10 protein-coding genes and 2 pseudogenes are annotated in these 12,096 nt (G+C 66.9%); 3 read left to right on the top strand and 9 right to left on the bottom strand.

Features of this window, described 5'->3' with window-relative positions:
- A partial coding sequence (locus tag ACWCP0_RS41355; protein ID WP_451083864.1) for a hypothetical protein occupies positions 1-1,016 on the top strand: 1,016 nt, incomplete at its 5' end.
- 311 nt (positions 1,017-1,327) lie between these two features.
- On the opposite strand, the gene ACWCP0_RS41350 is transcribed toward ACWCP0_RS41355, so the two are convergent.
- Together ACWCP0_RS41350 and ACWCP0_RS41345 are read right to left on the bottom strand one after the other, a co-directional pair.
- Positions 1,328-2,026 carry an 8-oxoguanine DNA glycosylase OGG fold protein gene (locus ACWCP0_RS41350; protein ID WP_451083863.1) on the bottom strand — a complete coding sequence of 233 codons (699 nt, stop codon included), beginning with the start codon at positions 2,024-2,026 and terminating at the stop codon, positions 1,328-1,330.
- Between the two features lie 363 nt (positions 2,027-2,389).
- Entirely contained in the window at positions 2,390-4,300 is a 1,911-nt protein-coding gene (locus ACWCP0_RS41345) for a TerD family protein (protein ID WP_451083862.1), read from the bottom strand.
- Between the two features lie 689 nt (positions 4,301-4,989).
- Here ACWCP0_RS41345 and ACWCP0_RS41340 point away from each other — a divergent pair.
- On the top strand, positions 4,990-5,430 hold the full coding sequence (locus tag ACWCP0_RS41340) for a VOC family protein (RefSeq protein ID WP_127357022.1): 441 nt from the start codon (positions 4,990-4,992) through the stop codon (positions 5,428-5,430).
- Positions 5,431-5,825: 395 nt separating this feature from the next.
- Here the strand turns inward: ACWCP0_RS41340 and ACWCP0_RS41335 are convergent, their stop codons facing one another.
- From ACWCP0_RS41335 to ACWCP0_RS41320, 4 genes and pseudogenes are all read right to left on the bottom strand, one after another.
- Positions 5,826-6,128 (bottom strand): hypothetical protein, encoded by a 303-nt coding sequence (locus tag ACWCP0_RS41335; RefSeq protein WP_451083861.1) that lies wholly within the window; start codon positions 6,126-6,128, stop codon positions 5,826-5,828.
- Positions 6,129-6,471: 343 nt separating this feature from the next.
- Entirely contained in the window at positions 6,472-6,930 is a 459-nt protein-coding gene (locus ACWCP0_RS41330; protein WP_451083860.1) for a hypothetical protein, read from the bottom strand.
- A 622-nt stretch (positions 6,931-7,552) separates the two neighbouring features.
- Complete coding sequence (locus ACWCP0_RS41325; RefSeq protein WP_451083859.1) at positions 7,553-8,095, bottom strand: GNAT family N-acetyltransferase; 543 nt, start codon at positions 8,093-8,095, stop codon at positions 7,553-7,555.
- A 918-nt stretch (positions 8,096-9,013) separates the two neighbouring features.
- Positions 9,014-9,188, bottom strand: a pseudogene (locus ACWCP0_RS41320) (site-specific integrase); the annotation flags it as partial.
- Positions 9,189-9,306: 118 nt separating this feature from the next.
- On the opposite strand from ACWCP0_RS41320, the gene ACWCP0_RS41315 reads away from it, so the two are divergent.
- A complete protein-coding gene (locus ACWCP0_RS41315; protein WP_451083858.1) occupies positions 9,307-9,627 on the top strand; it encodes a hypothetical protein in 321 nt (106 codons plus the stop codon).
- Between the two features lie 357 nt (positions 9,628-9,984).
- Here the strand turns inward: ACWCP0_RS41315 and ACWCP0_RS41310 are convergent, their stop codons facing one another.
- The 3 genes and pseudogenes from ACWCP0_RS41310 to ACWCP0_RS41300 all read right to left on the bottom strand — a co-directional run bounded on the left by ACWCP0_RS41310 (position 9,985) and on the right by ACWCP0_RS41300 (position 11,609).
- Positions 9,985-10,239: a hypothetical protein gene (locus ACWCP0_RS41310; RefSeq protein ID WP_451083865.1), complete on the bottom strand. Its 255-nt coding sequence runs from the start codon at positions 10,237-10,239 to the stop codon at positions 9,985-9,987.
- Positions 10,240-10,249: 10 nt separating this feature from the next.
- Positions 10,250-10,778, bottom strand: a pseudogene (locus tag ACWCP0_RS41305) (NUDIX domain-containing protein); the annotation flags it as partial.
- Positions 10,779-10,958: 180 nt separating this feature from the next.
- Positions 10,959-11,609, bottom strand: coding sequence for a hypothetical protein (locus ACWCP0_RS41300; RefSeq protein ID WP_451083857.1), 651 nt, complete (start codon positions 11,607-11,609; stop codon positions 10,959-10,961).
- Positions 11,610-12,096: the final 487 nt, after the last annotated feature.

The raw sequence follows: 12,096 nt of genomic DNA, 5'->3' as shown, positions 1-12,096 counted from the left end.
CCTTGCCTCCCCGCGAGATGGAACCGAACCACCGCCAGACTGCCCGAACAAACAAGATCACCAAGGACAGTCACCGAATCCGCCAACAAAGTCCTATCGGTCAGGGCTACGCGAATGGGCTGGCTGGCCTCGCCACTGACTTCGGGATACAGGTGGAGGAGCCTCCGGGACCCTCCGTAGCGGACCAGAACGACACGGACAAGAGCGGATCCACGCTCGCCGTCGCGACCACGCCGGTGGTCCCCGGGCCGGCCACACCAGCCGCCGCCACCACGAATCCGATGAACCTGCGCAAGCCTCCGCTCGGCAAGATCAGCCTCGATAAAGGCAGCCAGGTCTCCATGGGCCTGGACAAGAATGACCGCGAGTTGGTGGTCGCGGCCTCATCGGAGTGGGACGGCGGAAGCGCTAGGCGCCGCAGCCTGGGCGCCGACCTCGACCTGTACGCCTTGTTCGTGCCCGTCTCAAAGGCCTTGCGCGGGACAACGGCACCCGGCACCCTCGTCAGGTCCAGGCACGTGGCACAAGGCGAGCCGCTGCGAGCTGGAGCGGCGGTGCCCGCATCTGTGCCGGGAACAGCCAAGAAGGGCAAGGGCGCAGATGTTGTTTACTACAAGCGCCTCGGCTCGGTGAAGAGCCGACCCTACATTCGCCTCGATGGCGATTCACGTCTTCCGGGTCGTGAGTCACTTCGTATCGTTCGTCCCGACGAGCAGGGTTACGTCCTCCTCTGCGCCTACTCTGCGCTCAGCAACGGCATCGGGTCCTTTCGTAGCTTCGGCGCGAAGGTCGTCATCACGGACGGGCGTGGCTCCATCGTCACCGCCCCGCTCTACGAGAACACCAAGACCCGCTACTGGGTGGCCATCGCCCTCGTCGACTTCACCGCGGCTGACGGAGCAGCGATCCACCACATCGAGGCCTACAGCGCCCGCATGACCGAACGCCGCCCGGTCCTCCATCCCGACGGAACCATCGAGATGAACGCGGGGCCATTCGAATTCAAGAGACGCTGACCAGCTGGCCCCAGGCTCGTCTCGCGCAGCCATCGTCTGTCGTGTCCTACCGGGGACTCGTCTCACCAAAGGCTGACAGAGAGGGGTCCGACCTCTTCGTCCCGAAGCAACTTGGGTGGGCTGCTGGCCTAGGTTTGGTGTGCCTTTCACCTGCGCTGATGGTCCGTACGCGTCCGCGCGCGTACGCCGGTGTGTGTCGGCGTTGTCACGCAGTTACACACGCAGCCGGTTGGGGCCGTGTCACTCGTCCCGAGATGAGGCGACCGTGCGTGGCCTGCCGGAATGCCGGAGCCGAAAGCTCGGTCCGTGCATCAGCGCCTGAACAGCCAGCGTTCGATCTCGTCGATGCCGATGCGGCGCCCGAGCCGCCTGCTCTCCTCGTGGGCCCAGCGGTCCAAGAGTGCGCAGTACCGGACGTAGGTGCTGGTGGGCCATTTGTCCTCACCGAGCGAGTGCCACTTGCAGGTGTCCCTGAGTGTGGCGGCCACTTGGGAGTCGAGGATCACGCACGGGTGGTCGAGAGTGCCGCGACCGGCGAAATACAGGACCTTGGTTGAGAACGCCGGGCCTAGATACGCGATGGCGTTGCGGCCTCCTGGGCGAAGAGCTTCGTACGCCTGCGCTGGATCCTCGCGGGCCGCCTGCAGAGCCTGGCGCAGAGCTGCCACGGCTGAGGTCGGGTTATCCGCCACAGCTCGGATGCGCTTGCGGTTGAGGCGGAGCTTCATGCCGCTGCCCCAGGCGAGGACTCTCCACAGAAATCGCAGCAGCTCCTCTTCCGAGCTCGCATCGAAGTTGGCCGCATCCGTGAATAAGTCGCCGCGACTGAGCTGCGTGACATCTGGTCCGGTCACGGGCGCACCAGGCAGGTGAACGGCAGCAACCTCGTTGTTCCACCAGTCGGCTGCTATGAGGATGGTGTGACCGTCGATCTGCTCGGACCGCGGCTTGGCAAGAGCCTCACGGCACGCGCGCGGCAACTGCAGGCGAGACAAGTCGGTGGGTGCCATGACCCCATCCTGCCCGGCGGGAAAGAGGAGGGTGGCGACTTCGGTGCTCACGCTTGTTGATACGGACGGACGAGGCGGCTCGGCGCACGTTGCGGGACTGTGCTCGACGGGTGCGGCAACAACACGGCTCCGGAGGGCGGCTGCCTTTGTGGCGTTCTCGCAGATCCGAGGATCCTAGAGCGTCGACCTGCTTCTTCCTGTCCGCGTCTGGTCCACCGACCGCCGCCGACCCTTCGTGCAGCAGACGCCGGCGAAGGGTCTCGCCGGCTCCGGCCTCGAACAGCACATTGTCGGGCAGCACCACGTCACCGGGCTTGACCCAGACCCATGGGACGCGCAGACCTCTGCCTCCGGCACCGTCGTTCAGTCGGCGATGTCGACCCCGTATCCGCGTACCAGGACATCGAGGCCGTGGTCGTAGCCCTGGCCGACGGCGCGTAGGCGCCAGACCGGACCCCTGCGGTAGATCTCCGCGAGCAGCATGGTGCGCTCGGTGGTGGCGGCATCCAGGGTGGCCCGGGCGAGAGGGGCCCCGCTGCTGCCGGGAGCCGCGCCGATCTGGATCGCACCGACCGTCCCGAAGGTGGCGGCGCCGTCGATGGCCGCAGCGACGACGACCTTGCGCGTCGCGGGCGGCAGGGAAGCCAGGTCGAGGGCGATGGTCTGCTCGGCCGGGCCGCCGGTCAGCAGCCGCACAGTCCCGGCCGGGCTCTCTGGAGCTCCGTAGAAGATGAAGTCCCCGTCGGAGGTGACTTGTTCGTCCTCGTCGAGGAGGAAGGCGACGACGTCGATTTCGTAGCCGGACTGCGGGGCCCAGCCGGCGGTGACGTACCACTCTGGCGCGGGTCTGCCGTGCGGCATGGGCAGGTCGATGACCCCGCCTCTCGGCATTACGTGCGGCTGCTGGAGCCGGAGAGCCGCCTCGGCCGGGGAAGCGGCGGTCGGGGCGGTGAGCCAGTGAAGGTCGTGCACGGGGAGCCCGAGGGCGGTGATGCGGCTCATGCGCCGGTCACCCTCCCCTCCCGGCAGGAGCACGACGTCGGTGACGCTGGCGGACAGGTTGACCGCCGCGGACCCGCCCAGCCCGACGATGCGGGTACGAGTCGCCGCGGCATCGGCATGGGCACCACCGAGCACCAGCACGCGGCACCCCGCCAGAGGCTTGTCCAAGGTGCCGACGGAGGGCTCCGGTTGGCGCGGAGCTGGTACTGACACGTCGGGGGCGGCCGTAGGGAGGGCTGCTGCTTCCGGAACGTGTGCGGTAGAGGTTGTGGTCGGCACCGGCTCCACTGGTCCGACGACTGGTTCTGCTTCCGGCTCAGCCACCGGGACGACAGTGACGGCCGTCGCCTCATGCGCTGTCCCCGGCCGTACGTCGGCCAACAGCCGTAGGAAGGTGTGCTCGTCGATGACCGGCACGCCTTCGGCGAGCGCGCGTCGGGCCTTCGCTGAATCGGACGCCGGTTCATTGGTGACCAGCAGGCTGGTGTGCCGGCTTACGGAGGTCATCATGTTCAGCCCAGTGGCAACCGCCCGCCCGACCAGCTCCGCTCGGGCATGGGCGGTCTCACCAGTGATCGCGACCTTCATTCCCTGCTGGAGAGGTCCGCCGGGAGCCAGTCGTCCGGGATTGCGGTACGCGCAGGGAGTCTTCGGCGGCTTCGGCGTGAACTGGGACTCTGCCCGGGGCGGGCAGGTCACCAGCGGTAGGGGCAGATCGAGCCGCGCTGCCTCGCGCAGTGATGCCCACAGGATCCCGGCCAGCACACGGGTGTCGTCCAGTGCATCGTGAGCACGCTGCTGGGGGACGCCGTAATGGGCGGCGAGGGTGCCGAGCTTCATGTCGTCCGTCGGCGGATCCACCTGGCGATTCAGCGCCAGTGTGCACAGCCGCTGCGACACCGGCAGCCACATCCGCGCACGGGCGAACTCGTAGGCTAGGAAGTCGTAGTCGAACTGGGCGTTGTGGGCGACCAGGACCCGGTCCTGGAGCATTGCTCCGATCCGCCCGGCGACCTGGTCGAAGGTCGGCGCCCCATGCAGTCGCTCGACGGTCAGCCCGTGCACCTCCACCGGCCCCGGATCGCACCCCGGATTGAGCAGCGTCGAGAACTCCCCGGTCTGCTCGCCGTCCGGACCGATCGTGATCACTGCTACGGACAGTACGCGGTCTCGCCGAGCTATGAGCCCCGAGGTCTCCACATCGACCAGGGCCCAGTCGTAGGTGTAGTCGCCCATGGAGGGCACGTCCAAGGAGGTGGAGACGAGACTCATGGTGGCAAGGATGATGCGATATGCGGCCCTCCTTCAACCTGCATGACCATTTGTTCTCATCTGGACTGTCGTGGCGAGGTGGTCGTCTCGCGCCGACCGCAGAGAGACCGCACCGAAACTTCGGGAAGTTCTCGGGAAGAACACCCTCCAGCCGGACTCCCGCCGATGCGACGAGGGGGGTCCTCCGCCCCCGTGCAGCCACTCTGCCGGGCTCGAAGACCTGCCCCTGACCGGCAAAAATGCCCTCCCAAAGGGAGTGCGGAGAGAGGGCGACCCCGGTAGGACTCGAACCTGCGGCCTAGCGCTTAGAAGGCGCCTGGTGTGATCGTCGGCGCATCCCTCCTGCCCTGGTGCTCCACGGACGTCGAGCGCGATAGATCGGCGCCTTCGACACGTATTCGACAGGGGCGCCAACGTCCACTGGCTACGGCCGCTCCTTCCGGGTATCTGGCTGAGCATGCTTGCTCTGATCTATACCTCGCACAGCGCAGCAACCACGGTGTGGGCCTTCGTGGGAGCCATTCTCATCGTGCTGGCGGTGGGTTGGTACATCCGGATGAATCTCACCTGAGGCGCGATCCAGATTTTCGGAGTTCGGCGGTCTGGGGATGTCGAGAACGTGCCACCGGCTCCGTCCCAGGGACATCAGCGGCCACCACCGGCCGCACGAGGAAGAAGGAGAAACCAGCATGGCGATTCAGCGGATGGACAACGTCGGCATCGTCGTCGAGGACATGGATGCCGCCATCGCGTTCTTCGTGGAACTCGGTATGGAGCTGGAGGGCAGGGCGGAGGTCGAGGGCCTCTTCGCCGACCAGTGCACCGGACTCGACGGCGTCCGCTGTGACATCGCGATGGTCCGGACCCCGGACGGTCACAGCCGGCTCGAGCTGGCGAAGTACCGCAGCCCCGCGGTGATCAGCGCCGGGCCGCGCAACCGGCCGCACAACATTCTGGGCACGCACCGCGTCATGTTCGCCGTCGACGACATCGAGGACACCGTTGCCCGCCTGCGCCCGCACGGCGCCGAACTCGTCGGCGAGATCGCCCGGTTCGAGGACAGCTATCTGCTCTGCTACATCCGCGGCCCGGAGGGCATCATCGTCGGCCTGGCCGAGCAACTGCGCTGAGGAGAAGCCTCGCACCATGATCGGTGCGGGGCTTTCCCCTTGTGCCCCAGGCAGGATTCGAACCTGCGACACCCGCTTTAGGAGCGAGGTGGGGTGATGTCTGGTCTGACCTGCGTTCCCTGCCTTCGGCGGGGTCCGCGGCACGTACCCCTGCGCACCCCGATTCCCCGTGAGTCCCCCTCCGTTCTGGCACGAATGTGGCACGCCCGCTCTTCGTCCCGAAGCAATGCGAGCGACCTTGTGACCTGGGGCGGAACCATCCGTGACCTGCGGGAACTGTTCGCGAGCGTCCGTGGTTCGGCCGCCTCAGTTCGGGGCTGTTGTAGCGCAGTTAGACACTCAGTCGGTGTTGGCGCTGGAAGCTGTACCCGGGCAGCAACCAGCGGTGCCATCTGTCAGCGCTCCCGGATGCGCCACCACCAGCGGCCCGCCGTCCACTCGCTCATCCGGCCTGGATCCGGCAGAGTCCGGCGTTCGAACTCTTCATCGATTCGCTTCACCAGTTGGCCCAGATCGGCACGGGCCCCGCGGGGAAGGTGTCGCATGACCTCCTCCAGGTCATCGCGAGCATCTTCGACTTCCAGTCCTGGTGCGTGGACTTGAGAGGCGTTCAGATAGCGTCCCGGTTGCTTGAAGGTCCATTCGAAGCGGGACAGGGCGTCGGCTACCGCATTGGGCCACAGCCGCTCATCCTCCACACGACGTATCGCCGCCCGCGTCCGGGCAGAAACACCACGGACGCGACGCACCACACCGTGCTTGCTTGGCCGCCAATGCTCATCGCGGACGACCTTCGGGCGCCTACGCGGCATTGCCCTTTCGGTTGTAATTCATGGGAGCAACCTACAACCTTGCGCGCCAGGCACCCAGGGCCGCGGTTGGCAAGGGGAAGCCCGGAGCTTGGGAATCACCGCGCTTCTGGGTGTCGACTGCGGTCTGATCAGCGAGAACGGGTGCCAGGGTGTAGCGGAGGGCTCTCCCTGACACCCGCTGTTGACCGTGGCTTACCGCTCCTTCGGGCACGGATCGGGCACGGGGCCCTCAACCCCCGTAGCGGTTTCGTAGGTCCGTCGTGATCCGCGACATGATGTCCATTGCCTGCTGCGGAGGCGTATCCGCCAACGGCATGTCCAGTTGGGGATCATAGGCAGTCAGGCCGGTCTCCTTCTCCACGATCGCGGAGAGAGCAAAGAGGTTGCCGAGCACTGTTGCAGCACCGTCGCCGACGTGCCAGTAGGGCACGGTGATGCTGACCTCGTCACCGAACACTGACAGGTCGATACCGGTGCCGGAGTGGCTCAGGTCTTGCGACTCCTGCTCATACTCCGTGATGTCCACATCGCCGAGCAGGGTCCGGGCCTGTGGCACTATTCGCTGCCACGCTCCGAGGAGCTCGGCGGGGATTGGCTCGCTGTCTTCGGCCGCGTCCTCCATGGCCTCCAGGGCCTCATCCCAGGACTGGCCGTCGCGTCGGCTCAGAAAGTAGATGTCGTAGCTCACCGCGAGATCGTAGAGACATCGGTCCGCGTTGTCGGCAGCGGTGGCGAAAACCGTCGTCGCAGCAATGTGACCGTGGGTTCAAATCCCACACCCACCGCACGTGAACGGCCCCTGACCAGCTAACTCGGTCAGGGGTCGTCGGCATGCCTAGCTCCCATGGTCGACCGGTATTCCCCGTGGCTCCCCGGTCGAGCGGGCACGCGAGGGGCACGGATAGCCTTTCTCCTCATGGCTGCCATTGATCCGACTGACCCTCAGAGAGCATGAGATGGGGCGGGTTGCCGTCTGGCTTGCTCCCGATGATCTCCGCTGGCTCGCTGGTCATTGCTGCTGTAGCCCAGACGCTTCGGACGAAGAGCGGGATCGTTGTGGCCGGATCCGCTTTCGGGCGAGTGCCGCCCTGCACAGGCACGGGCGTACCGGCTGAGGGAGGCGCCCGGCTAACAGGTTTGACCTGGTGGCCTCATCCTTATCAGGTCGATCATGCGAGACCGCCGACGTAGGCCAACCCTGCCTGTGCCTGGCCTTGCCGTGCGCCGAGGTTCGGCCTCGCCCGCCGGTGTTCGTGCCTATTGGTGTCAGCCGCCAGTGTCCCCCTTGACAGCCTGGTGGAGGCAGAGGATCAGGGACGGTTCAGACCCCACGTCTGCAGGGCGTAGGGTCGCCCCTTCTCCTCACCCGTGATCAGCGGCACGTCGAGCAGTCGGAAGCCCGCTTTGGTGGCCACGGCGACGCTGGCGGCATTCTCGGCCTCCAGCTCCAGGATCACCTGCCCCGCGCCCAGCTGCTCGAAGGCGTACGCGGCCATCACCCGCACCGCCCGCGCCGCCAGCCCCTGGCCGCGGTGCGCCGGGCCGATCGCGTAGCCGAGCTCCGTGCCCTCGGAGGCACGCCGCAGCATCACCTCGCCGAGCGGTGCGCCGCCGTCGACGGTGATGGCGAGCAGGATGGTCGTGCCCTCCGCCCGCAACTGCCGGTCCCGGTCCAGCCGTGCGCGGGCGGCCACTTCGTCGAATGGGGAGACGATCGGTGTCCAGTACGCGATGTCGGGGTGGTCAAACAGCTCCGGCATCGCGGCCAGGTCCGCCGCCGTCCAGTCGCGGAGGACGAGCCCCTCCCCCGAGAGCTCGATCCGCTCGGGAAAGGACGACGTGGTGCTGCTCATGGTGAGGGACCTCCCTGGCCTGTTCGGGACGAGGCAGGATAACCGGGGGCAGGCAAAGGCTCACCAGTAAATTCCGGGGACTCTCACACCCCGGCCGTGGTGGTGCGCTCGGCTTTCATCAGCCCCCGCCCACCCCAGTTCCCATCCCGTCTGCTCGGCTCTGCCTGGGTCGATGGCAGACGGGATGGGAGCTCCCCACGCACGCCACTACTCGGCCGGCACTCGCGAACGGCGCCCCTCCATCTCGGAGCCTGAGCGCCCCCGCCGGAGGCTCGTTCGGACCGTGGCCGCTTTATGCGGTGATCGACTCATGGACTCCGGGCCCTATCTACATGCGGGCGCGCGTCGGCGCAGCGCGGGCGGAGCGGGCCGAAGGCAGGAGCGGAGCCGGGAAGCGCGCCCGGCGGAGCGGAGCGCAGCCGGGTGTCTTGAACCCATGGAGAGAGTTGTTACTCAGGCGCGTGCGCGGCGTGCAGGGGGCATCTGGCATGGGCATCACGAGCGCCGCTAGTCCGCGTGCGCCGGTCATGATTGCGCGGGCCATCTTCGCGTCGGTCAGGTTGTCGTTGCCGGCCTCGTCGTCGAGGGTGTCGTCCCCTGAGTTCTCGTCGAATCACTACGCCGTGATCCACCATCGGGTGATCTTTGATGACGGACCCTGGGCCGGAGTGGTCGCGGCAGGCTGACGTCCGCCCATCAGATTGCGTGCGGATCTCGGCCAATATGTGGAACTGAGGGGGTCTCCGGAGTGCTAGGAGAAGGCATAGATGCAGGTCGCTGACCTGGGGATTTTCTTCTGCCGTCCTTACAAAGCAGATGTCGGCGGTTCGAAACCGTCCGCGCCCACCAGTGCGAAGCACGACGAAGGCCCAGGTCACCGGTACTGAACCGGGAGCCTGGGCCTTGTTCGTTCCTCTGCATCCGCTGCATCAGCTCACGTGTCGTGGCACCGCCGGTTGCGGCGAGAGTGTTCCCGGTGTGGCGCAGATCGTGGAAGTGCACGTCCCCCAAGCCGGTCGCCTTAGGGCCCGTCCCAGAGACGGCGGAAGTTGTTCCGGCGAAGCTGTCCGCCTCGCGCCCCGGTGAACACCAGCCGGTCTGGGTCGACGGTGGACGGGATGGGAGCTGGGGCGAGTGGTGGGCTGAGGAGGGCAGTCAGGTAACCGACCTGGTCACAGCACCAAGAAGATTGTGCCGGTACGCTCCCGGTCATGACGGCACCTCCGACGGGCTCCGAGACAGCCCACCGCCCGACCGCGTTATGGGGCGTCTCCTTGGCCTCGCTGGGCGTCTTCCTCGTCAGCTGGGCGCTGTGCTGGGTGAACGCGTACGTCGTCAACGACGACTTGCCGAACACCTGCGGCGACCTGCGTCGGCAGAGCTTCCCGCCAGAGGTGGCATGTGCCTCCGCGGACGGCACGCTCACCGGTGCGAACGCTGGCTGGCTCGAGGCCCTGTTCTTCGCCTCGCTCGTGGTGTCCATGCTGCTCACGAGCATGGTGCTGGCGCTCGCGGCCGTCCGCAGGAAGTGACGCGTACGGCCTGGGCCCCGTACCAGTGGGGCTCGAAGACGTGATCGGCTCCCCGATGTCAGGGAGTAGAGGGCGGTTCCCGCGGGCACGAGTCGAGGCCGCGGTACAGCACGGTAGTACAGCAACCCCAGCAACCGCCCCCGTCCGGTAGCGCCCCTATGGTGCCGTAGCGCGTCCGGTATGACCGTCCGCGACCGATCCACATATAGCTACGGATCAGAAGGTGCCCGTGCCACATCCGTGCCCGATCGCACGGGGAACTGCGGTGTCGAGCGGGCACGGTGCAATGCAACGGCCCCTGACCGAATCGCCTGCGGGCGCGTTAAGCAGTGCTTGAGGTCGGACTTGAAACGGGCGTCAGCCCGACTGCTGCTCCATGCCCCTCCGTGCCTCGCGTCGCATTAGCACCCACAGCAAGCCCGACCCCGCCACCGCGACGATCATGGCAACGACAGCAATCCAGACCTGCTGAAAGATCATCGCGGCAAAGGTCATCTCCACCACCGCCAGCCCCATTAGGTTGCCGATGACTTGGAGCCATCGCTGTTTGACGACCTCGACGACGACCCAACCGATCCCCGCGACAGCGAAGAAGACGACCCCCACAATCATGGCGGGATCGGCGCCAGCAGGTCTCTTCCTCGACTTCGCGAAGTGCGGTCGCGTGCGGGTCTTCGCCCTCATCGACGATGCCGCCAGGGAGCTCCCATCCCCACTTGTCGGGGACGAAGCGGTAGCGCCAGAGCATCAGCACGCGGTCGTGGTCATCGAGCACAGCCGAGATGGCGACGTGGTGAAGGCGCACCACGTGGTGTTCGAATCGCTCAACGCCCGGCGGCTCGACGTCGACAAGTGCGAGCTTCACCCAGCGGTTGTCGTAGACGTTCGCTCACCGTGGATCTGCCAAGGCTCGAGGTCGCTTGGCGCTTCGGTGGTCACCTCGTGGGAGGGGACGCGGTAGGAGCTGCGGCCGTGGACCTCCAGCATCTTCTCGGCTACGAGCTTCGCCTGGACGCGGCGAAGCTGTGTCGACCAATTTCGAGGTCGTCCACCAGGGTGCGCTCCGATGGCAGCTTGGAGCCGGGCGCCAGCTCCTCAGACGAGACCCACTCCCGGATCGTCCGGTAGACCCTCGCGGACTTCGTTTCCATCCCCTCGGCACACTCCCCGACTCATCGACTGGCCGGAACCAGGGTAGCCGCCGCTACTGACCCTCGGCAGGGACGATCACGAGGTGCCTCGTGCACCTGTCGGCGTACACAGGCGCAGTCACGTAACGACGACCAGGTGACAGCACGCCTCGTATGCTCCCGAGCCCCTCTGGATCGCGGTCAGTACCAGCGGCTGAATGCGGTGGCGCCAGATCCGGTCTCTGCGGCGAACCGAAGAACCCGCAGTGGCGCGTCGATGAGTTCCGCTGCATCGAAGCCGGGGGCGTCGCCCATCGCGGTCATCCAGGCGGCGATACGGGAGAGGGCCTCGCTTCGCCGCGTGCTGGAGAGGCAGAGGGCTTCCTCGGCCTGGGGGAGGGCGGTCATCACCTCATCGGCAGAGAGCAGAAAGTCGCCGAACCAACCTGGGAGCATCGCGGAGCCTTCCGCACCGAGGCCGTAGCACAGAGCCGCGGCCGGGCTCGCCTTGCGGGCGGCCGCGACGAAAAGGCCGGCGCCTTCTGTATCGGGCATGAGGCTCATGCTCGCGTCACGCATCGCTTCTGCAGCGTCGGTGGCCGCGTTTGCGTCGTGGATGAAATCCGCGAAGCGCCGGGCGGCGGGCGTCGGCGTCAGGGGCCCGGAAGGATCCACGGTGTGCTCGAAGAAGGGCTCCCGGTCACCGCCGTCCGACCACCAGGCGAGCGTCTCGCCGTAACCCGGCGGCCGGGCCCAGTCGCCCGGCTGCATGAGGTGGATGTATCGGTCCGGCAGTGCCCGGGCCTCCTCATCAGGGATGACACCAACCACCCACAACCCCGTGGAGCCCATCGTCACGCACCTCTCACTCTGCCGGGCGACTCTATCTGCCCCGCATCCCGAGATCTGCGACAGAGCTCGTGCGTCCGTACCTCGCTGAGCACTTCGGCGGGTACGCCGACAGGTACCGAGCCTGGGTGAGTAGAAATCTCCTCCACGGGTTCAAGGCGCCCCCGCCGCGCACGGCGCGGCGTCGCGTGGCCCGGCGGCCCGGGCCGACGCTCCTGTCTTCGCCCCGCTCCGGCCCGACCGCCGGCCGCAGGCCTCTATGGCTACGGGCTTGATGGGTTGAACCCCGCTGTGGCTGGGGCGGTCGGCTCCACGGCTTACGCAGCCACCATGGGCGAGCCTCGAAGATCATGGCCCCAGATCGGGCTATTGCGGGCAGGCGAGGAGCCAGCCCGATTCGCGGCCAGTGTAAGGGGCCATGATCTCTCGCCCATGGCAGCTCCGTAAGTTGTTAGGCGGCCCGGGAGGGCCGGGTGTGGCTGATGGCAGC

The organism is Streptomyces sp. NPDC001970 (assembly GCF_053594115.1).
Note: the sequence above shows the minus strand (reverse complement) of the source record. Positions and strands in the feature narration are given on the sequence as shown.

Bases quoted from the DNA above. Each gene is read 5' to 3' on its own strand.
- ACWCP0_RS41340 (WP_127357022.1), top strand. From the start codon at position 4,990: ATGGCGATTCAGCGGATGGACAACGTCGGCATCGTCGTCGAGGACATG.
- ACWCP0_RS41345 (WP_451083862.1), bottom strand. From the start codon at position 4,300: ATGAGTCTCGTCTCCACCTCCTTGGACGTGCCCTCCATGGGCGACTAC.
- ACWCP0_RS41310 (WP_451083865.1), bottom strand. From the start codon at position 10,239: ATGATTGTGGGGGTCGTCTTCTTCGCTGTCGCGGGGATCGGTTGGGTC.
- ACWCP0_RS41325 (WP_451083859.1), bottom strand. From the start codon at position 8,095: ATGAGCAGCACCACGTCGTCCTTTCCCGAGCGGATCGAGCTCTCGGGG.
- ACWCP0_RS41350 (WP_451083863.1), bottom strand. From the start codon at position 2,026: ATGGCACCCACCGACTTGTCTCGCCTGCAGTTGCCGCGCGCGTGCCGT.
- ACWCP0_RS41315 (WP_451083858.1), top strand. From the start codon at position 9,307: ATGACGGCACCTCCGACGGGCTCCGAGACAGCCCACCGCCCGACCGCG.
- ACWCP0_RS41300 (WP_451083857.1), bottom strand. From the start codon at position 11,609: ATGGGCTCCACGGGGTTGTGGGTGGTTGGTGTCATCCCTGATGAGGAG.